Annotated in this window: 11 protein-coding genes and 1 pseudogene; 5 read left to right on the top strand and 7 right to left on the bottom strand. The window is 71.9% G+C overall.

The window, feature by feature from the left end; genetic code table 11:
- From E1287_RS45550 to E1287_RS11270, 5 genes and pseudogenes are all read right to left on the bottom strand, one after another.
- A partial coding sequence (locus E1287_RS45550) for a hypothetical protein (protein WP_243718865.1) occupies positions 1–225 on the bottom strand: 225 nt, incomplete at its 3' end.
- Between the two features lie 6 nt (positions 226–231).
- A pseudogene (locus E1287_RS46600) lies at positions 232–399 on the bottom strand (hypothetical protein); the annotation flags it as partial.
- Positions 327–2,180, bottom strand: coding sequence for a hypothetical protein (locus E1287_RS11280; protein ID WP_243718863.1), 1,854 nt, complete (start codon positions 2,178–2,180; stop codon positions 327–329). The pseudogene E1287_RS46600 and the gene E1287_RS11280, both read right to left, overlap by 73 nt.
- Positions 2,177–4,954, bottom strand: coding sequence for a DEAD/DEAH box helicase (locus E1287_RS11275; RefSeq protein ID WP_243718861.1), 2,778 nt, complete (start codon positions 4,952–4,954; stop codon positions 2,177–2,179). Before E1287_RS11275 ends, E1287_RS11280 begins: the two co-directional genes overlap by 4 nt.
- A gap of 55 nt (positions 4,955–5,009) precedes the next feature.
- Positions 5,010–6,032: a serine/threonine-protein kinase gene (locus E1287_RS11270; protein WP_131964817.1), complete on the bottom strand. Its 1,023-nt coding sequence runs from the start codon at positions 6,030–6,032 to the stop codon at positions 5,010–5,012.
- 475 nt (positions 6,033–6,507) lie between these two features.
- On the opposite strand from E1287_RS11270, the gene E1287_RS11265 reads away from it, so the two are divergent.
- Positions 6,508–7,674, top strand: a complete 1,167-nt coding sequence (locus E1287_RS11265) for an epoxide hydrolase family protein (RefSeq protein ID WP_131964816.1) — start codon at positions 6,508–6,510, stop codon at positions 7,672–7,674.
- A gap of 350 nt (positions 7,675–8,024) precedes the next feature.
- Here the strand turns inward: E1287_RS11265 and E1287_RS11260 are convergent, their stop codons facing one another.
- Positions 8,025–8,534 (bottom strand): hypothetical protein, encoded by a 510-nt coding sequence (locus E1287_RS11260; RefSeq protein ID WP_131964815.1) that lies wholly within the window; start codon positions 8,532–8,534, stop codon positions 8,025–8,027.
- 212 nt (positions 8,535–8,746) lie between these two features.
- Here E1287_RS11260 and E1287_RS11255 point away from each other — a divergent pair, with 212 nt between their 5' ends.
- Complete coding sequence (locus E1287_RS11255) at positions 8,747–12,934, top strand: AAA domain-containing protein (RefSeq protein WP_131964814.1); 4,188 nt, start codon at positions 8,747–8,749, stop codon at positions 12,932–12,934.
- 113 nt (positions 12,935–13,047) lie between these two features.
- Positions 13,048–14,997, top strand: coding sequence for a class I SAM-dependent methyltransferase (locus E1287_RS11250; RefSeq protein WP_131964813.1), 1,950 nt, complete (start codon positions 13,048–13,050; stop codon positions 14,995–14,997).
- 40 nt (positions 14,998–15,037) lie between these two features.
- Here E1287_RS11250 and E1287_RS11245 read toward each other — a convergent pair whose 3' ends face one another.
- On the bottom strand, positions 15,038–16,237 hold the full coding sequence (locus E1287_RS11245) for a M20 family metallopeptidase (protein ID WP_131964812.1): 1,200 nt from the start codon (positions 16,235–16,237) through the stop codon (positions 15,038–15,040).
- 122 nt (positions 16,238–16,359) lie between these two features.
- Between E1287_RS11245 and E1287_RS11240 the strand changes: the two genes are divergently transcribed.
- The gene (locus E1287_RS11240) at positions 16,360–19,476 is read left to right on the top strand and encodes a BTAD domain-containing putative transcriptional regulator (protein ID WP_207934139.1); all 3,117 of its coding nucleotides are present in this window, start codon (positions 16,360–16,362) and stop codon (positions 19,474–19,476) included.
- Positions 19,477–19,554: 78 nt separating this feature from the next.
- Positions 19,555–21,099 carry an MFS transporter gene (locus E1287_RS11235; RefSeq protein ID WP_131964811.1) on the top strand — a complete coding sequence of 515 codons (1,545 nt, stop codon included), beginning with the start codon at positions 19,555–19,557 and terminating at the stop codon, positions 21,097–21,099.
- The last annotated feature ends 30 nt before the right edge of the window (positions 21,100–21,129 follow it).

The raw sequence follows: 21,129 nt of genomic DNA, 5'->3' as shown, positions 1-21,129 counted from the left end.
GCCTTCGGGGATGGGGCCTTCGCGGAAGGGGTGGTCGTTTGGGGCGGTGGTGAGCCATGCCTTCTTTTTGAGGTGGTGCGCCTCGTACAGGCGGCGTCCGGCGCCGATGAGGGAGTTGCCCCGGCGCAGGTGCAGGCCGAACCATGGGGCTTGCAGGCCCTGGTGCATGACGTTCAGCCAGAGGGAGACCTCGGCCAGTTCGACGGCCGTTTCGTTGAGGTCCACTCCGTAGGAGTTGTGCAGGGCGATGTACGCCTTGACCTTTTGCAGCTCTTCCGTGTAGCGGTCAGGTTCCAGGCTCTGGTTCTTTTCGGCCTGCCGTCGTTTCAGGTATTCGGCGGCGACCTGATTAATCGCCTCGTTGAGGAAGGCGCCGGAGCCGAGGGCGGGTTCGCAGATCGTCCAGTCGAGGATCTCGCGGGCCTTGGTGGTCGTCCCGTCCTGGTCGAGGCGTTCGCGGAGGCCAGTTGGACCGTGACCTGGGTCAGCGACTCGGGGGTGTAGTACGAGGCGCTGGTCTGGCGGTCGCGGCCGGCGAGCCGGTAAACGAATGCGCCGGGCTTGTAGCGGACGCGGTCTTCGGTTTTGATTCCGTTCTCGTCCACGCGGCGGACGAAGACGGCGTCCTCGTAGTCGTCGACCTTGGAGGCGGGGATCATCCAGGAGCCGTCCTTGGGGTCGCCGTTCTTGGCGACCTCGTACAGTTCCTCCTTCGCGATGAATCCCGTGTACGACATCAGGCCCTCGTAGACCGCGCCGAGCTGGTTGATGCCGAGTTGCGCGTACGAGATGAAGCCGCCGCGTTCCTTGCGCTTGCCCTTGGCGAGCATGAGGAGGCGCAGCACTTTATACAGAGCCTCGTTGCGGAGGCGGGTGTCGATGGGGTGTGTGTCGGGGTCGTCCTCGTCCAGGTCGATGGCGGCCTTGCCGATGAGGCGGGTGCGGGCGGGGTCGAACAGGTCCGACTTGAGGGGTTCGAAGCGGAGTCCTTCACCGTCGGAGCCGAGGGTGAGGCCCGCGCGGCGCGGGTTGCGGCCTTCGTTGACCATCCTGAACAGCAGGTCGAGCGACTCGTACAGGTGGACGCTGCGGCGCGACTCCTCCGAGATCAGGTCGCGGACGATCAGGTCGCCGAGGCGGGCCATGCTGTAGCCGCGGACGTACGCCTCGTCGTCGGTGGGGAGGATGCCGAGTTCCGGGCGGGCCTCGGCGTACAGGAGGAAGAGAATCCGGTAGAGGTAGCGGAGGGACTCGCGGCCGAGTTCCTTGGCGAAGGCCGCCGGTTCCATGACCTCTTCGGGGCGGATTCCTTGTTCCCGCATCCGGTCGAGGACTTCGTTGGCGATGATCTCGACGGATTCGCGGAGACCTTCACGCAATTCCTTGGACACGCCGACGGCGTGCTGGCGGGAGCCGGAGAGCAGTTCGGCGAGGGGTTCGGCCCCGCCTTCCTCGGGCGGCAGGAGGGCGTCGGCGCTGAAGAGGGCGGCGATCGTCTCGATCTCGCTGGTCGCGGCGGTGCTGCGGCCGAGCGCGACGTCCAGGCTGACGGCGAGGTACCGTCCCTCGCCCCAGGTCATCCGGTCGGCGAGGATCACCACGCCGCCGGCGAGGATCAGCACGTAGCGGGGCGGCTCGTCGGCGGCGAACAGCCAGGACGCGAGCTTGTCGCCGGTGCGGAGCATGTGGGGGTGGTCGAGTTCGACGGGGGTGAGGAGCCGTCCGGCCTCGGTTATGTCGAGGGCGGCGTCGACGTCCGGGGCCCATCCGCATTCGATCGCGATGACGCTGGGACGGTCGGCGGGTTCGGCGTGCGCGACGGCGATCTCGTATCGCTTGTCCGAACGCTCGACTGTCAGGACGCGTGGCTCGGCCTTGAATCCGACGGCGCGGAGAATGTCGCCGTGCAGCTCGTGTAGGGCCTTCTTCCATTCGTCGATCTTCGGGAGATCATTGCCCTCGCGGACGGTCTCCAGGGCGTCCGCGAAGATGGGACGGTCCTTGAAGTAGCTGCGTTTAAGCGCGCGCAAGCCGGTGCGGGGGGTCGGTTGCCCGTCCTTTTCAGCCTCCGTCCAGCGGGCGAGTATTCCGTCCTTCTTTTTCAGGTCCTTGGGGAGGACCTCGGCCAGGTAGTGGGCCGAGAAGTAGTCGCCGCGGTTGACGATCGAGTCGTAGGTCACGAGTCCCCCTCAAGCACGGCGAGAATGCGCAGCAGCGGCTCGCCCGTTGTCTCCAGGCTTCGGAGCAACCGCTTCTGGTCGGCGACGGTGTCGTTCACTTGTCCCCGCTTCTTCGCGCCGTGCGACGTCCCGTCCAGGCTCTTCAAGGCTTCGCGCTCCCACAGTTCGAGCTGTCCGTCGTACTCGCGGAGCGGGCGCGCCACCTCGTCGTCATGGCGGTCGCGCTGCTCGTCCAAGTGGCGGCGGGCGGCCTGGATCGCGGGCTCGATGAGCGGCGTGAGCCGTCCGACATCGGGTGTCCGGCTGGTGTTGATCATCTTGGGGCCGACGCCGGCCTCGGTGAGGACCTCGGTCATGTCGCGGACGACCGGCGCGCCGGGCAGGCCGCTGATCGCCATCCAGTCGACCACCGTGGGCTGCCCCAGCGCGTTCGAGTAGATGCCCTGGACGAGGAACGTCGGCTCGTCCACCTTCGCGGTGATGACGGGCGCCTGCCGGCGGACGAGCTGCACCTGCACCTTGTCCACCAGCCACTCGACCATGGGATGCAGGTCGGACAGGTAGGCGATGTCCGGCCACATGGTCTTGGTGCGGCGGGCCTCGTCCAGCTTGCGCTGCGCGAGGTCGCGGTCGAAGGTGACCTTCATCCGCTCGGTGATCTTGTGGGTGCGCAGGTAGGACGCCGGAAGCGCGGACAGGCGGTGGACGAGGTCGCGGGGCGGCTCGAACGCGAGCAGCCGGCCGTCGTCGTCGACGCGCAGGCCCAGGCAGACGGTGCGCAGCGCCTCGCGGACGAACTCCTCCGTCGACCCGAACAGCCTCGGGACGCTGGCGCGCCTGACGTCCGCTCGTGCCTCCTCCTGCTCCACGGCGCCGAACAGGTTCGCCAGGAAGTCGACGGGCGGCGCCTCCGCGAGGGACTCCTCGACCGATTTGCCTTTGAGGAGGTCCTTGATGAGACGGTCCTCTTCCTTCTTCGCCGTGAACTCGCGGGTGACGGCCTCCGCCGTCCCGATGCTGCGGTGCGCCTCCTCCTCGCGCTTCAGCAGTTTCTCGGCGACGGTGGTGTCGTCCAGCGCGCCCTCGGTCTGCGAGGTCAGGACGATCGCGCGGAACTGCGGCTCATGTTCCTGCCCGTACCGGTCGATGCGGCCGTTGCGCTGCTCGATCCGGATCAGGCTCCACGGCAGGTCGTAGTGGATCAGGTGGTGGCACTGGCGGTGCAGGTTCACGCCCTCGGACGCCACGTCCCCGGTGAACAGCAGCCGGACCTTGCTGTCGGCCAGGGAAAACGCCTCGACGATCTCCTGCTGGCGCTGGTCGGAGAAGCCGCCGTGCATGGTCTGCACCTGGTCGGCGGCGAGCCCGAGTTCGGCGGGGACGGTCCGGGCGAGCCATTCCAGGGTCGGGATGCTCTCGGAGAACACGACGGCGCGCATCGTGCCCTTGCCCTTCACGCCGATGCGCTTCAGCTCGTCCACGAGGGCCTTGCGCTTGGCGGAGTCTGTGTCGTTCATCTGCTCGACGAGGAAGGCCAGGTGGTTGAGGGCCTCGATCTCGCGTGGCTCGGTGGCGTTCTTCAGACGCTTGGCGACCGTTGTGCCGAGCGCGATGTGGGACGACAGGAACGCCTTCGCGAGGGTGTACGGAAAGAGGCGGCGGTCGGCGTCGACCACCGGACCGGTGGCACGGTCCGGGCCCGGCAGCCAGACTTCGGCCAGCTCGGCGAAGATCGCCTCTTCCTTGGGAGTGGCGGGGCCGCGTAGCGAGACGGACGGGCCCCGGTCGGGCCACCGGCCGCCGATCTGGTCGCGGACCTCGTCGCTGATCTTCGTCCGGCGGATGTACAGGTGGTCGATGTCGGACGCCGAGTATTCCTTCGGGTTCGCGATGGCGGCCGGATCGAGCAGGCCGATCAGCTCGGCGAACGACGTGGCGTCGCCGTTGTGCGGGGTCGCGCTCGCCAGCAGCAGCGCGTCGGTGTGCTTGGCGAGGAGGCGGGCGAGCTTGTTACGGAGATTGCCCTCGTTGATGAGGTTGTGGGACTCGTCGATGACGACGGCGTCCCAGTGCATGTTCTCCAGGTGCTGCCCGTACCGTCCCTGGTTCTTGAGGGTGTCGACGGAGATGATGACTCGCTTGTAGTACAGGAACGGGTTGCGTCCGGCGGGGATGTCGCGCTGGATCCGCTCGATGCCGACCGAGTCGAGCCGGACGAGCGGGATCGCGAACCGCGTCCACAGCTCGTGCTGGAACTGCTCCAGGACCTGCTGCGGTGTCACGACGAGGATGCGTTCGCCGCGCCCCCTCCGGATCAGCTCCGCCAGGATCAGACCGATTTCGAGTGTCTTGCCGAGGCCGACGACGTCCGCGAGAAGGATTCGGGGGCGCAGGCCCTTGAGCGCCAGTTCCGCCGGGCGCTGCTGGTAGATGAGCGGGTCGAGCAGGAACCGGTCGGCCAGCGCCAGGCCCCGCTCGGACTGCGGCAGCGGCGTGCGGCGCAGCACCGACTCCAGGTAGAGGCGGCTGCGCGCGAACGCGGACGACGTGTCGGCGACGAGCTGGGTGTCCTCGGGGCGGAGCTGGACGACGTCGTCGATCTCGGTGAAGAAGACCGCGTCCTCGTCCCGCACGAACTCCGAGACCCCCACGGCGGTGACCTTGTAGCCGTCGCGGGGCGTGGGGGTGCAGGTGCGCACCATCCACTCCGCGTCGCGGACCTCGATGCGCGCGCCCGGCGCGTACGGGGTCGCGGTCTCAGCGGGGGAGGTCACTCGGCGGGCTCCTTACGGTGGTTCACTGGCCAAGAGGGTGAGCGGGCGGTGCCGGTCAGAGTCTCGCGCCCGGACCGTAGGCGAGGGCCAGCCGGTCCGCGAGGGAGGCCACAACCGGACGGGGCGCCGAACGCTCCCGATGTCGCGGCCGGGCGGGACGGCGGGGCGGCTCGATGTCGGACGGCGGGTCGTCCGGCCGTTCGATGTTAGTGAGCGTCGCGAAGTGGATGCGGGCGTCCCGCGGCGTCAGACCGGCGCCGGCGAGCACCCCGCGGAACTCGGCGGACGCCTCCACCGGAGTCGGCCGGGCAGCCGGGTCATGGGCCAGCATGGCCTCGATCACCGGTTCCAGCGGCGCGGGCAGGCCCGACACGTCCGGCCTCTTGTCGGGGTTCGCGATTGCCGAGTACAGCGGGTTTCCTTTCAACGGCCCGTACGGGTGGCGCTTGGTCAGCGCGTAGAGCAGCGTGGCACCAGTCGAGTACACATCCGCCGCTGGTGTCAGGTCCTTCGCCGACTCCAATTGCTCGGGCGGCATGAAGGCAGGCGTGCCAAGCCGCATGCCCGTCTCGGTGAGGGCGTCGTCCGCCTCCGCCAGGTCGACGAGGCCGAAGTCGATGACCTTCGGGCCGTCCGGGCCGAGCACGATGTTGGCGGGCTTGAGATCCCGGTGCAGGACTCCGGCACCGTGTATCTCGGTCAGCGCTTCCACCAGAAGGACGCCGAGTGCCGCACCCATCTCCGGGCTGAACGGCGGATGCCCTTCCAGGTACTCCATGAGCGTCTCGCCCCGCACGTACTCCATCGCGAGCCACGGACTGTCGGCGCCCGGCTCGGAGGCCGCCACGAGACCCGCGACGCGCGGCCCCTGCACCATCCCGACCGCGAGCACTTCGCGGTCGAAGCGCTCCCGGATGCCGGCGTGACTCGCCAAGCCGTCCCGGATCACCTTGACCGCGACCTGCTCGGCGTCGGAGGTCACGCCGAAGTAGACGACGCCCATACCGCCCTCGCCGAGTTTGCCGTGCAGCTCGATGCCGCCGATCTCCCGCGGATCGGACGGTTCGAGCGGCTTCATCGGCGCCCGCCTTCCCAGGACGGCTCTGACCAGGGTCCCCCCGGCCGGACAGCCAGGATAGGGGCGCGCAGACGAACGAGCACGGTTCCCCGAGCGTCGCTGCGTGGTGACCGTGGGCCACCCGGGCCGCTCGCCGCCGTCGGCCGGCGCGGGCGCCACCCCAGGAGCGAAACATCATCCCAGGTCGTAGCACGTCGGACGGAGTCGGGTGGCCATGGGACTCCCCGTGTGCGGTGAGCCTGACCGTATTCGGACAGCCCTCCGATGATCCGGGCCGGCCGGACGGGGATATCGGGCGCGGGGCGCAGGAACCCGCCTGCCCGGCCGCCGCATGGCGTCGTTGATACCGCCCGGCAGCCAGCGTTCCCGCTCTGGCCGGTTACGCGTCGTTGTGATGACCTCCAGATGGAATAGATGATTCCGTTCTGGTACTCTGAGAACAGAACGATCCGTTCCGTATCGCGATGGAGGCGTCATGACCGGTTCCAGTGAGATCCGTCCGTTCCGCATCGATGTTCCCGAGGTCCGCCTGCAGGACCTCCGCGACCGGCTCGCCCGCACGCGGTGGGGCGCGGCCCTGCCCGGCGGGGCGTGGGAGCGCGGTGTCCCCGTCGACTACCTGCGCGACCTCGTGGAGTACTGGCGCACGTCCTACGACTGGCGCGGCCATGAGGCGGCGCTCAACGAGATCCCGCAGTTCGTCACCGAGATCGAGGGGCAGACCGTCCACTTCCTGCATGTCCGCTCGCCCGAGCCGGACGCGCTGCCGCTGCTGCTGTGCCACGGGTGGCCCGGCTCGGTCGTCGAGTTCCTCGACATGATCGGCCCGCTCACCGACCCCGGTGCGCATGGCGGCGACCCCGCCGACGCGTTCCACGTCGCCATCCCTTCCATGCCGGGCTTCGGGTTCTCCGGCCCGACCCACGAGGAGGGCTGGAATTCCAGCCGGGTCGCCCGCGCGTTCGCCACGCTGATGAGCCGGCTGGGCTACGAGCGCTACGGAACGCAGGGCGGCGACATGGGCGCGTTCGTCGCGCCGGAGCTGGGCCGCATCGACGCGGAGCACGTCGTCGGCGTGCACGTGAACGCCGCCACCTACGGCTTCATCCCGTACGGCGAGGTGTCAGACGAGGAACGGGCCGCGCTCGACGACCGGGAGCGGGCCCGGCTGGACCGGCTCGCGGACTGGACCGCGAACGGCAGCGGCTACTTCCAGATCCAGGCGACCCGCCCGCAGACCCTCGCGTACGGGCTCACCGACTCCCCCGCCGGCCAGCTCGCCTGGATCGTCGAGAAGTTCAAGGAGTGGACGCACCCGTCCCGCGATCTCCCGGAGACCGCGATGGACCGCGACCGGATTCTCACCGACGTGATGTTCTACTGGCTCACCGACACCTTCGGCTCGGCGGCCAACATGTACTACGAGAACATGCACATGTCCGGCGGCTGGAACACCGAGCCCCCGACGACCCCGACCGGCGTCGCCGCGTTCGCCGAGGACATCGCGATCCGCCGGTATGCGGAGCAGGGCAACAACATCGTCCACTGGTCCGACTTCGACGAGGGCGGCCACTTCGCCGCCATGGAGCGTCCCGACCTGCTCACCGAGGACGTCCGCGCCTTCTTCCGCCCCCTCCGCTAGCCCCCGCCTAACCCGAGGCCGCGCTGCGTGGCCGCCCGGTCAGCGGGCGCGCAGGGCGGCCGATAAGGGCCGTTCCGCGCGACGAGCCGCGAGTAGCGGACGGAGTCGACGATCGCCGAATTGACCGCCCACGATCATGCTGCGGCGGTGGACGTCGGCGTGGGCGCAGGTGAAGGGGCAACACGATGAGGCCGCACCAAAGGCCGTCCACCCGGGGCCAGAAGGTCGGCCGGAATGGCCAGCGCGTGCAAGTGATCGGCGTAATCGGCGCTGTAGGTGTCGTACACGCGCTGTGTCAGGTCGGACAGGAGCCGCGCGAACGCGGTCGCTTCCAGCCTCCAACAGTGCCCTCACGAGTTCCCGCCCGGATCTCCAACGATGTCGGCATGCCGGGCGGCCAGCTCGGGGCGCGGATACGGAGAGAACCCCCTCAGTAGGGCTCCTACGAAGCGGAAGAGCATCAGTACCGGCAGGATGAACGCATAGAAGAACATGGCGTATTCGCCACCATCGAAGATGAAGTTGAGATAGACGGCGTATCCGAGGAAGCCCACGCCGAAGGCGGCATTGAGCAGCCTCGCGCCGATGCCCTGGCCGCCTCCGATGGCCGCCATGATGAGCATGGCGACGCCGGACACCATCAACAAGACGACGTACCACGAGAAAGTGGCGTCGGCACTGAAATCGATATTCACGATGCCTCTCCGCATGTCCGGGATAAAAAGCTGGACGATCATAGCGGGAGGTGAATGGTGAATCCACGGATGTCCTGAATAGGCCGGCGCGAGGGTCGCCGCCGCAGCCGGTTCCGCACTCAGAGTGATGCTTATCGGCTCGGCCATTACGGTCTCGTCCCCCATTCGTCGCGACGATGTCCGGCGCGGCAAGGCAACGGCAACCGGGAGAGCGTGTTGTGCGTCCCATCTAGGTCTGGTTCGTGGGCTTATGGGGCCAAACGAGAGGAATGTTGGGGTGCCGGTGGCCGGGGACGCGCTGACGCGGGAGCGGATCGGGCATCTCTACGACTATCTGAGCGCGCTCGCGCAGGAGGTCTACGCCAAGCCCGTCCGGCATGTCGGGGAGTGACGTCGCCGCGTCGCCGGACGAGCTGCCGGCCCACCCTGCGGTACGGGTCGGGGCGGCGGCCGGGGACGCGTGGTTGCGGGTCGGGAAGGTGCCGAAGCCGCTGCCGCCTGCGCTTCCCCTTGAGCTGCGCGAGCCGTTCCGCGGGGTCGTGCGGGACGATCCGTACGTCCTGCCGGAAGCTCCGGACGATCTCGCCGAAGGCGACGATCACGCGATCGCCGAGTTCGAGCGGTGGCGAGCGAGTGTATGGGCGCCTTGGGCGGAGGCCGCGCGGGACGCTGTTGCGGCGCGGCGGCTGTACGAGGCGTTGTTCCGGCTCCGGCAGCGGATGCGCACGGACGAGGCCACCCACGAATTGGTGTGGGGCCACGGTGTTCTCGGCTGGAAGCAGGGCGGGCACCGTGTTTGCCATCCGCTGCTGATCACGCGGGCGCGGATCGCGTTCGATGAGCGGTCCGGTGAGATCTCGATCGTCCCCGACGGGCTGCCCGTGCTGGAGCTGGACTGCCTGCAGGGTCTCGGGGTCGCCGGGCTCGACCAGCTCAACGCGGTCGTGGAGCAGGTGAAAGACAAGGCCGTCGACCCCTGGGCGGCGGACGAGACGCGTCCGCTGTACCGGCGGATCCTCGCGCCACTCGGGCTCGACGACCGGCTCGTCGACGGCCCCGGATTGCCGGAAAGCGAAAAGGCGCCGGTCATCGCGGCGACGTGGCGGTTGTTCGTCCGCAGGCGCAGGGTCATGTTCCTGCGGTTCTTCGAGCAGCTCAAGGCCGCGGAGGGGGAGCGGTTGCCCGCCCCGATGGTGGCGCTCGCCGCCGGGGAGGACGCGGCGCGGGGGGCCATCGCGGCCGGCGATGCGGATTGGGCGCCGGTCGCCGAACGTCTGCTACTGCCTCTCGCCGCGAACGACGAGCAGGAGCAGATCGCCCGGAAGCTCGCCCGGCATAGTGGTGTGACCGTGCAGGGTCCGCCTGGCACCGGCAAGAGCCACACCATCGCCAATCTCGTTTCGCACCTGGTCGCGCACGGCAAGCGGGTGCTGGTCACGGCGCACAAGGATCAGGCGCTCGCCGTCCTGCGGGAGAAGATCCCGGAGGAGTTGCGGGATCTTTCGCTGGCGGTGCTGGGGGCGTCTTCGGCGGATCTCACGGAGCTGCAGCGGTCGGTGCAGGCGATCACGGCGGCGGCCGACGGCGTCGACGAGGAGCGGGAGGAGCGGGCGACCGCCGCGCTCCGGGACAGGCTCGACCAGGTGCAGGGGGACGTGGCGCTGCTGCGCAAGCGGCTCCGCGAGTCGCTGGCGCGCGAGCAGGAGAGCCTGGAGATCGGCGGGTTCCGGCGGACGGCGGCGGAGGTCGCCGAATGGCTCGCCGAGCATGAGGACGAGTTCGCCACAATCCCGGACGCGCTCACGACCGCGTCCGGATGCCCGCTGGACGTGCGCGAACTCACCGAGCTTTACACGCTCGCCGCCGGGATCGCGCGGCAGGACGCGGTCGCCGCGATGCTCGACCTGCCGCCCGCCCGGCGGCTCCCCGCCGGCGCGGCCCTCACCGCCCGGTGGGAGGAGCTGCGCAGGCTCGGCGAGATCCTGGCCGGGCTCCAGGAGCACGGCGCCGACCTCGGCCGTGTCGACGGGGTCGGACCGGAGGAGCTCGCGGCGCTGGCCGAGGAGTGCGGGCACGCCGCCCGGACGCTCGCCGCGCTGCAGGAGCCGTGGGTGGCGCGGCTGCGGGAACAGGTCGTCCAGAATCCGCGGTGGCGGGAGCTGTGGACCGGGCACGCGCGGCGGCTGTCCGAGGACACCGCGGAGTGCGGGCGGCTGCGCGCCACGATCGCCGGGTCGCTGATCGAGCTGTCGGCCGCGCCCTACCGGGAGACGCTCGCGCTGCTGGAGCAGGCGCGGGCGCGGTTCGCCCAGGGCAAGCGGGTGTCGCCGCTGGTGCAGCGCGGGCTCGCCCAGTTCCTGAAGACGACGCGGCTGGACGGCGAGCCGCCGCGGAGCGCCGCCGACATCGACAAGATCGCCGCGTTCGCGGAGCTGCGCAGGCGGCGCGAGACGGCCGTCCGGCTGTGGTACGAGGAGCTGGTCGCGGCGCTCGGCGCGCCCGTCCCGCCGGGTGAAGGGGCGGTGGAGGTCTGGATCGACGCGGAGACGCAGAAGATCCATGCCGCGCTGGCCTGGGAGACCGATCAGTGGCCGCGGCTGCGTTCGCGGCTGTCGCGGGTGATCGCGGACGACGCGGTTCCGGCGCGTCCCGTCCCGGACGATCTGCACCGGTTCGCCACCGTGCTCGGCGGGTTGCAGGCGAGGGTCCGGCAGCGGCAGGTACATGCGGATTTCGACGCCCTGGCCGCTTTCCTAGGGGAGGCTCGCGCGCGGGACGGCGCCAGTCCTCTCTGGACCGACCTGGTGAACGCCCTGGAACGCCACGACGCCGACTCCTGGGACGCCGCGATCGCGACCGCGTCACGGCTGACCGCGTTGCGTCCGCAGGTGGCGCGGCTCAACGAGTTGCACGGACGGCTGGCGGTCGTCGCGCCGCAGTGGGCGCGGCGCATCCTGGAGACCGGCGGCGACGGCTGCGGCGACCCGTCGCGGCTCGGTTCGCTGTGGCGGTGGCGGCAGGCCGAGACCTGGCTCCGCGCGATCATCGACGCCGACGACCTCGGCCAGGTGCAGCGGCGCCTGGACGAGGTCCGGGACGAGCAGCGCCGCCTCACCCTGGAGCTGACGCGGCGGTCCGCGTGGCTCGCGATGAAGCGGGGCCTCGGGCACACGCAGCGGCAGGCGCTGGTGGGCTGGCTGCAGACCCTCCGCAAGATCGGCAAGGGCACGGGCGTCAACGCGAACAAGTGGCGCGCGGAGGCGCGGCGGCTGATGCCGGAGGCGATGGGCGCGGTCCCGGTGTGGATCATGCCGTACTACCGGGTGGCGGAGTCGTTCGACCCCGCCGCCGCTCCCCCGTTCGACGTCGTCATCGTGGACGAGAGCAGCCAGTGCGACGTGTTCGCCATCGGGCTGCTCGGCCTCGGGCACAAGGTCGTGGTGGTGGGCGACGACAAGCAGATCAGCCCGTCCGCCGTGGGCGTCCGCCGCGACCGCGTGGACGAGCTCATCCGCACCCACCTGCCGAGTTTCCCCAACGCGATGCTGCTGGACATGGAGTCGAGCCTGTACGACGCGTCCGCGCGGCTGTTCCCGGGCGTGGTGCGGCTGCGGGAGCACTTCCGCCGCCTGCCGCGCATCATCGAGTTCTCGTCGCAGCACTACTACGGCGGGGAGATCCAGCCGCTGCGGGAGGAGTCCGCCGTCCGGCTGCCGGGGCCCGCCGTCCGGGCCGTGCACGTTCCGGACGGCGTCCGCCGCGACCTGGCGATCGGGAACGTCAACGAGGCGGAGGCGGACGCGGTCGTCGACCAGGTCGTCCAGTGCTGCGCCGACCCCGCCTACGACGGCCGGACGATGGGCGTCATCTCCCTGCTCGGGACGTCGCGCCAGGCGCAGCTCATCGACGAGCGGCTGCTGGGCAAGCTCGGCCCGGAGGAGTACGAGCGCCGACTGCTGCGCTGCGGCGACTCCTACGGCTTCCAGGGCGACGAGCGCGACGTGGTCTTCATCAGCGTCGTCTCGGACGGGGAGGGCGCGCCGTTCACCGCCCGGCGGTACGAGCAGCGGATCAACGTCGCCGCCAGCCGCGCCCGCGACCAGATGTGGGTGTTCCACAGCGTCCAGCCGCACCGGCTGCACCCCGAGGACCAGCGGGCCCGGCTCATCCGGTACGCCGCGGACGGGCAGCGCTCCGCGGACCTCGCCCGCGATCTGGAGGCCCGCTGCGACTCGGAGTTCGAGCGCCGCGTCCTGCGCCTGCTGCTGGGGCGCGGCTATCTCGTCACGCCGCAGCATCCCGTGGGGAACCTGCGCATCGACCTGGTCGTGCGCGGCGGCGGCCACAAGCTCGCGATCGAGTGCGACGGCGACAAGTTCCACGGGCCCGACCAGTGGGAGGGCGATCTGCGCCGCCAGGCCGTCCTGGAGCGGCTCGGCTGGCGGTTCTGGCGCGTCCGCGGCAGCGTCTTCCACCGCGACCCGGACGCCGCGATGTCCTCGCTCTGGCCACTGCTCGGCTCGCTCGGCATCACGCCCGATCGCCCGGCTGACATCGGCCCCTGAACCCGGCCGATACAGGCCGGTGAACGAGGCGTACGCCATAGAAGAACGCCGCCCCGCCGGTGATGCTGTGTCCTGAGACGCGCCGTGGACGCCGACCCCGGAGGGCACAGACGTTGGACCGCACACGAGTGTTCCTGGCCTGGTCCCAGGAGGTTCAAGAGGACGAGGCCCTGCGCAAGGCCCTCGACATCGTCAAGCGGCAGCTCGGCGAGCGCGACTGCGCCGTCTACGACTGGAGCGAGCAGCAGCACATCCGCAACATCGGGCAGGAGATCGAGGAGCAGATCCAGGCCTGCGACCTGATGATCCTGGAGGGCACGTCCGGACGTCCCAACCTGGCGTTCGAGGTCGGCTTCGCGCGCTGCGCCGACATCCCGGTGATCGTGCTGAAGCAGGAGGACTCGGGCGACCTGCCGGAGGACTTCGGCGCCCCGAAGTACCTGCGGTACCCGAGCGACGCGAGCTGGGAGCCGAACTTCAAGCGGTTCGAGGCCGACCTGCGCCGCCTGCTGGACGGCCTGCAGAGCGGCGTCCTCAGCCCGGGGCACCGGGAGCTGCGCCGCGCCCGCGGCGAGTTCCAGCGCGGCGTCCAGCAGATCCTCGACGCCCACTCCGGCGACCACGCCCACCTCTACCTGATGGACGGGCTCGTCCGGGCGCTGTCCGGGGCGGTGCGGGAGGGCGGGCAGTCCGTCATCACCGCGCACTCCGAGTACTACGTGCGCATGTTCAACGCCCTGCAGAAGAACAAGGACATCCGGGTCAAGGCGATCGCGGACCTGACCGAGGACGTCGAGCCGTTCTGGAAGTCGAACAAGCCCGACCTGAGCACGCCGGTCGGCGAGCGGATCTTCCTCATCGACTGGCGCCTGTTCTTCGAGGGCGAGGCGGAGCTGTCGCGCTACATCGACACCTGGCGCAAGGAGCTGCAGCGCTACAAGGACTACAAGATCTTCGTGACGACCAAGGACGACATCGACCGGCGCGCCAGGCATCCGTTCAGCAGCGAGTCGATCGGCCTGAACCTGCTGCTCGTCGAGGACGACGCGACCTTCGGCGGGTACCGCCGCAGCCGCAACTCCACCGGCCACCAGCTGTTCGTGATGGAGCACGACGAGCACCGCTGCGAGAACGCGAAGGTGTTCTACAACGCGGTGCTGGAGGGCGCGGTCGAGTTCGGGCCCACCGACGACTTCGTCAGCCTCAAGCGGGCCTGGCTCACCAAGCACCGGATCGGCCACTGGGACGCGTCCTGGACGCAGCAGACCGAGCGCCGCCCGCCCGTCTACTTCGACCGGTACGACCAGCACGCCCGCTGCTGGATCCCGTCCTACAACGAGATGATCTCCGAGTGCGCGGCGGCGGTCGCGCGGGAGGTGCTGCACATCCGCCAGGGCACCGGCAAGCCGGTGAACCTGCTGGAACTCGGGCACGGCACCGGCAGCCTGACCGCCCGCATCCTGCCGTGGATCAAGCACCTGCGGGCGCCGTCGGAGGCGCTCGGCGACCTGCCGCCGGTCGGGCACTACTACGCCGTCGACCGGGCCGAGCAGATGCACGACCTGGCGCGCGAGTACCTGGGCGACGACGTCAACGCCCGCGTCTACCTGCTCCGGCAGATCGCCTGGCAGGGGCTGCGCGACGACTTGCAGTACGACGTGATCTTCGGGTCGCTGGTGGCGCACTTCATGCTCGACCACGGCGCGGGGCGGGCGAGCGCCGACTCGTTCTTCGCCGAGTGCGTGAAGCGGCTGCGTCCGGGCGGCAGCCTGGTCTTCTCCGACGCGTTCGGGGTGGACGAGGAGACGGGCGTCGACGCCGCCGGGGCGGTCGGGCTCTGGCGCGACTCGATGGTCGCGAGCGGGCTGTCGGAGGAGTACGCCGACGGCTTCATCACCGGCAACCCGGACATGTGCGACGCGTTCAGCTTCGCGGAGCTGAAGGAGTCCGCCGAGGGCCGCGGGCTCGTCGCGGTGGGCGCGCACTCGATCGGGACGGTGCCGCTGTTCAAGGTGCTGGTGTTCCGGCGCCCCGCTCAGGACGCGGCGGCGCCCGCGACCTAGCCGACCGCGCCCGCGGCTCAGCCGCCCGCGCGCCCGCGACCTAACCGGTCGCGGCCGCCGCGTAGCCGACGGCCAGGGCTCGTGCGACGGCGCGGACGGCGTCGTCCGGCGGCAGGAAGGTCGGGCGGTGCAGCGGGACGGGCTCGAAGCCCGGCGCGCCCCGCAGGCCCACGAAGATCATGAGCGCCGGGCACACGGCCCGGTAGTGCGCGAAGTCGTCGCCGCCGCACGACTTCCACGGCGGCGCGATCCCGAAGCCCGCCCGCTCCGCGAGCGCGCGGGCCGTGCGGGCGAGCCGCTCGTCGTTGACCAGGGCGGGCTCGCTCTTGGGGAAGTCCAGCGTCGCCGTGCAGCCGTGGGCGGCGGCGATGTGCTCGGCCATCCCGGTCACGGCGCGGCAGAGCCGGTCCTGGTCGGACTCGTCGAGGGCGCGGATCGTGACCATCGCCTCGGCCCTTCTGGGGATGACGTTCTCCGCCGATCCCGCCCGGACGCTCCCGACCGTCAGCGTCGCGCCCCGCACCGGGTCGACGCGGCGTCCGACGAGCCCGTGCAGGGCGACCACCAGGTGCGCCAGCGGCAGCACGGGATCGGCGGCCAGGTGCGGGTAGGCGGCGTGCCCGCCCGACCCCTCGATGACGATGTGCGCCGCCGCGGCCGCGGCGTTGACGGCGCCGGGCTCGATCCCGAGGCCGTCCCAGGGCAGGTCGGGGTGGACGTGCGCGGCGACCGCGGCCCGCACGCCCGCGCCGAGGCCCGGATCGCCGACCAGCGCCCGCGCGCCCGACGGGGACCGCTCCTCGCTCGGCTGGAACACCGCGACCAGGCGGGCCGGGAGGGCGTCCCGGACGCGGTGCGCGGCGCGGACGAGCGCGGTCAGGGCGGCGAGGTGCACGTCGTGGCCGCAGGCGTGCATGTGCCCGTTGGAGGCGGCGTGCGGCGAGCCGGTCAGTTCCTCCATGGCGAGGCCGTCGAGTTCGGCGCGCACCCACACGGCGTCCCGTCCGGCGGGGCCGACGGAGACGAGGCGGCCGGTGCCGGCGAAGGGCGTCCCCGGGACCGGGAGGCCGGTCTCGACCTGCGCGATCGTGGCGTGTTCCTGGGCGCCCAGCTCGGGGACGGCGTGCAGGCGGCGCCGCAGCTCCACGGCGGCGGGGATCTCGGCGTCCAGGAGGTCCAGCAGTTTCGGCAGCACCCCGGTCCGGTCCGCGCCGGCCCGGGAGACGCCGTCTGAGATCATGCGGACCGCCCGTCTCGAAGCCCACGATCAGGATGACATCGCCGCCGGGCCCCACCAACCCCCGCTTTCCGTCCGCCTCCGGCCCGTCCGGCGGGCGGGTCGCGATGCGGGAGAATCGGGGCATGCGGTTCGGCGTGTTGGGCCCGGTGGAGGCCCGTTCCGGCGGGGCTGCCGTGCCGGTGGGCGGGCCCGCGGTGCGGGCTCTGCTGGCGATGCTGCTGCTGGACGCGGGCCGGGTCGTCCCGTCCGGGCGGCTCATCGACGGCCTGTACGGGCAGGAGCCGCCGAGCGGGGCCGCCAACGCGCTGCAGTCGCAGGTGTCGCGGCTCCGGCGCGGGCTGGGCGACGCGGGCCTGGTCGAGAACCTCCCGGCCGGGTACCGGATCGCGGTCGCGGCCGATGACGTCGACGTCCACCGGTTCGAGCGGCTGGCGCGGGACGGGCGCCGGGCGATGGCGGACGGGCGGCACCGCGCGGCGGCCGCGGCCTTCGAGGAGGCGCTCGGGCTCTGGCGCGGCCCCGCGCTGGCCGACGTGGGCGCCCCGTTCGCGGAGGCGCAGGCGGCGCGGCTGGAGGAGGAGCGGGCGGCGGTCGTCGAGGATCTCGCGGCGGCCCGGCTCGCCGCCGGCGACGCCGGGACGGTGGTCGCGGAGCTGCGCGGCCTGGTGGACGCGCAGCCGCTGCGGGAGCGGGCGCGGGCGCTGCTGATGCGGGCGCTGCACGGCAGCGGGCGGCAGGCGGAGGCGCTCGCGGTGTTCGAGGACGGGCGGCGGGTCCTGGCCGAGGAGCTGGGCGCCGACCCGTCGCGGGAGCTCGCCGACGTGCACCTGGCGATCCTGCGCGGGGAGATGCGCGGCGAGATGGGCGGGGCCGAGGCCGTCCGGGCGAACCTTCCGGCGCAGCTCACCAGCTTCGTCGGACGCGAGGAGGAGCTGCGCCGGGTCGGCAAGATGCTCACGGACGGACGGCTCGTCACCCTGCTCGGCCCCGGCGGCGCGGGCAAGACGCGGCTGGCGGTCGAGGCGGCGGGACGGGAGGGCGGCGACGTCTGCTTCGTCGACCTCGCGCCCGCCGGCCGCGACGAGGTGGTGAAGGCGCTGCTCGGTGCGCTCGGGCTGCGCGAGGGCGGGATGCGGCCCGTCCCCGGCGAGCACCCGGACGCGCTGGAACGGCTGGTCACGGCCCTGGACGGGCGGCGCATGCTGCTCGTCCTCGACAACTGCGAGCATGTCGTCGTCCCGGTGGCGAACCTGGCGCACCGGCTGCTGACCGCCTGCCCCGACCTGCGGATCCTCGCGACCAGCCGGGAGGCGCTCGGCATCACGGGCGAGGCGCTGCGGCCGCTGCCGCCGCTGGAGCCGCCGCCCGAGGGGGCGGGCGCGGGCGAGGCGGCGGCCTATCCGGCGGTCCGGCTGTTCCTCGACCGGGCCGCGGCCGTGCGCCCGGATTTCGAGGTGGACGACGGCAACGTCGCGTCCGTCGTGGGCATCTGCCGGGCGCTCGACGGGCTTCCGCTGGCGATCGAGCTGGCGGCGGCGCGGCTGCGGTCGCTGCCCGTCGGCGAGGTCGCGACGCGGCTGGACGACCGGTTCCGGCTGCTGTCGCGCGGCGACCGGAGCGCCCCGCCGAGGCACCGGACGCTGCGCGCCGTCGTCGAGTGGAGCTGGGACCTGCTGGACGAGGCGGAGCAGACGCTCGCGCGGCGGCTGACGGTGTTCGCGGGCGGGTTCACGCTGGAGGCGGCGGTGGGCGTCTGCGATCTGGACGACGCGGACGAGCTGGTCGCCGAGCTGGCCGACAAGTCGCTGGTGCAGAGCGACGGCGCCCGGTACCGGATGCTCGACACCGTCCGCGCGTTCTGCGCGGAGCGGCTCGCCGAGGCGGGCGAGGCGGAGCGGTTCGAGCGGGCGCACGCGGCGTACTTCCTCGCGCTCGCCCAGCGCGCCGATCCCCATCTGCGGGGCTTCGAGCAGCTCGAATGGCTCGCGGTCCTCGCCGCCGACCACGGGAACCTGCACGCGGCGCTGCGGCGGTCCGTCCGGCTGGACCGGGCGCTCGCGCTGAGGCTGACGGCGTCGCTGTCGTGGTACTGGTGGCTGCGCGGCCGCGTCGAGGGCGCGCCGCTGGCGTCGGAGCTGCTGGAGGCGATCGGCGACGACGTGCCGGACGGCCTCGACGAGGAGTACGTCCTGTGCGTCACCACGGCGGTGGCGGGCGGCGTCACGGGCGAGCACGCGGTGGCGTGGCTCGACCGGGCCGACGCGCTCCTGCGCCGCATCCAGCGCCCGCTGGCCTATCCGGTGGCGATCGTCCTGTGGGCCCTGACGGCGGGCCCCGACCGCACCGACTACGAGGTCTTCGCCATGCAGGTCGGGGACGACCCGTGGTCGCGGGCGCTGCTGCGGATGAGCGACGTGTTCCTCTCCCAGGCCCAGGGCGACGTCGCGGAGATGGAGCTGGCGGGCGCGGAGGCCCTGCGCGGGTTCCGGGAGTGCGGCGACCGCTGGGGCACGGCCAACTCGCTGGACCCGCTCGCCCAGGCGGCCGGGCGGCGCGGCGACCGGCGCCGCGCGCTCGCGCTGCTGAACGAGGCGCTGGAGCTCATGGCGCAGCTCGGCGCGCTGGAGGACACGGCCGACCTGCTCTACCAGCGCGGCTTCGTGCACATCCTCGGCGGCGACCTGGACGCGGCGCGGGCCGAGTTCGAGCGCGGCGTCGGGATGGCCCACCGGGCCGGCACCCCCGACAAGATCGCCGGCGGATACCAGGGGCTCGGCGAGGTGGCGCGGCTGCGCGGGGACCTCGCCGGGGCGCAGCGGCTGTACGAGACCGCGCTGACCGGCTACACCTCCGAGCGGTTCATCGCCGCCGCCGTCCGGGGCTCGGCGCTGGTCGGGCTGGGCTGGCTGGCGCTGGCCGAGGGCGACCCCGCGCGGGGGCGGGAGCTGTTCCTGGAGGCGCTCGACAAGTCGATCGACCATCCGATCTTCATGTACCAGTCGCTCGCGGGCGCCGGGCTGGCGGGCGTGGCGGTCGCGGAGGGCGACGGCGGCCGCGCGGCGGCGCTGCTCGGGGCGGCGGCCGCGCTCCAGGGCGTCCAGGTCGCCGGGGACCCGGACACGGCGCGCGTCTCGGCCGGGGCCCGCGAGCTGATCGGCGACGCCGCGTACGAGGCGGCGTTCGCGGGAGGCGCCGCCCTGTCGCGGGAGAAGGCGCGCGCCCTGCTCACCGCCCGCTGACAGCGCGGGCGGGTGCCGGGCCCGCGCGGTCAGCGGACGGTGCGGGGACGGTCAGCGCCCGCCGCGAATCTCGCGGGCATGAACACCTCGGCCCGCAAATGGGGCACGCTCGCGATCTGCCTCCTGGTCGCGCTCGTCCCGAACATCGACCTCACGGCGCTCAACCAGGCCGTCCCGCATCTCAGCGCCGACCTGCACCCCTCGTCCACGCAGATCCTGTGGATCGCGGACGCCTACGGGTTCGCGCTCGCCGGACTGCTGATCACCATGGGCGGCGTCGGCGACCGCATCGGGCACAAGAGGCTGCTGCTGATCGGCACCGCGCTGTTCGCCGCCGCGTCCGCCGTGACCGCGTACGCGCCGACCGCGGAGCTGCTGATCGCGGCCCGCGCCGTGCTGGGCGTCGCGGGCGCGACGCTGATGCCGTCGTGCCTGTCGCTGATCCGCCGCGCCTTCGCCGAGCCGAAGGAGCGGACGATGGCGGTCGGCGCGTTCATGGGCGTCGCCGGGCTCGCGGTCGGGCTCGGGCCCGTCCTCGGCGGCGCGCTGCTCGACCACTTCTGGTGGGGCTCGGTCTTCCTGATCAACGTGCCGATCATGGCGGCGGCGCTGGTCGCGGGCGCGCTGGTGCTGCCGGAGTCGCGCAACCCGGTGCCCGGACGGATCGACCTGCCCAGCGTGCCGCTGTCGGTCGCGGGCGTCCTCGGCGTCGTGTACGCGGTCAAGGAGGCGGCGGCGCACGGCCTGGACCAGCAGCGGATCTACGTGTCGGCGGCGGCGGGCGTGCTGGCGCTGGCGGCGTTCCTGATCCGGCAGACCCGGCTGGACGAGCCGCTGATCGACGTCCGGCTGTTCCGCCGCGCCGCGTTCACCGGCTCGGTCGTCACCAACATGTTCGCGATGTTCGCCCTGGTCGCGCAGTCGCTGATCTTCTCGCTGTTCTTCCAGCTGGCGCTCGGCTGGTCGCCGCTGAAGGCGGGCCTGGCCGGGCTGCCCGGCGCGGCCGGCGCGGTGCTCGGCGGCGTGCTGCTGGCCCCGCCGCTGATCGCCGTGCTCGGGCGGGCCCGCGTCGTCACGGCCGGGATGCTGATCGCCGCCGCCGGTTACACGATGTACCTGACGATCGGGCTGGACACCTCGTACTGGGCGATGGTCCCCGCGATGCTGCTGGCCGGGATCGGGATGGGCATGGGGCTCACGGTCACCGGCGACACCGTGCTCGCGTCCGTCCCGAAGGAGCGGTCCGGGGCGGCGTCGGCGATCTCGGAGACCGCGACCGAGCTGGGCGGCGCGCTCGGCATGGCGGTCCTCGGCAGCGTCCTGAACGCGGTGTACCGGAACGTGCTGGACCTTCCGGCGGGCGTGCCCGCGCCCGCCGCGTCCGCGGCCGCCGACTCGCTCGGCGCGGCCTGGCAGACCGCGGCCGGGCTTCCGGACGCGCTCGCCGCCCAGGTCGTCGCGGCCGCGCGGGAGGCGTTCATGGACGGCATGCACGCCGCGCTCGTGTGCAGCGCCGGGTGCGCCGCCCTGGTCGCGGTGTTCGCGCTCGTCACGCTCCGCAACGTCCCGAAGGCGATCCCGGACGCCGAGGAACCCGACCTGGAAAAAGTGATATCACTTTGATAGGTTGGTGATAACAATGGAGGCGAAGGG

It is taken from the genome of Actinomadura sp. KC06 (genome assembly GCF_004348735.1).
Taxonomy (GTDB): domain Bacteria; phylum Actinomycetota; class Actinomycetes; order Streptosporangiales; family Streptosporangiaceae; genus Spirillospora.
This window is presented reverse-complemented; position numbering and strand designations above follow the sequence as displayed.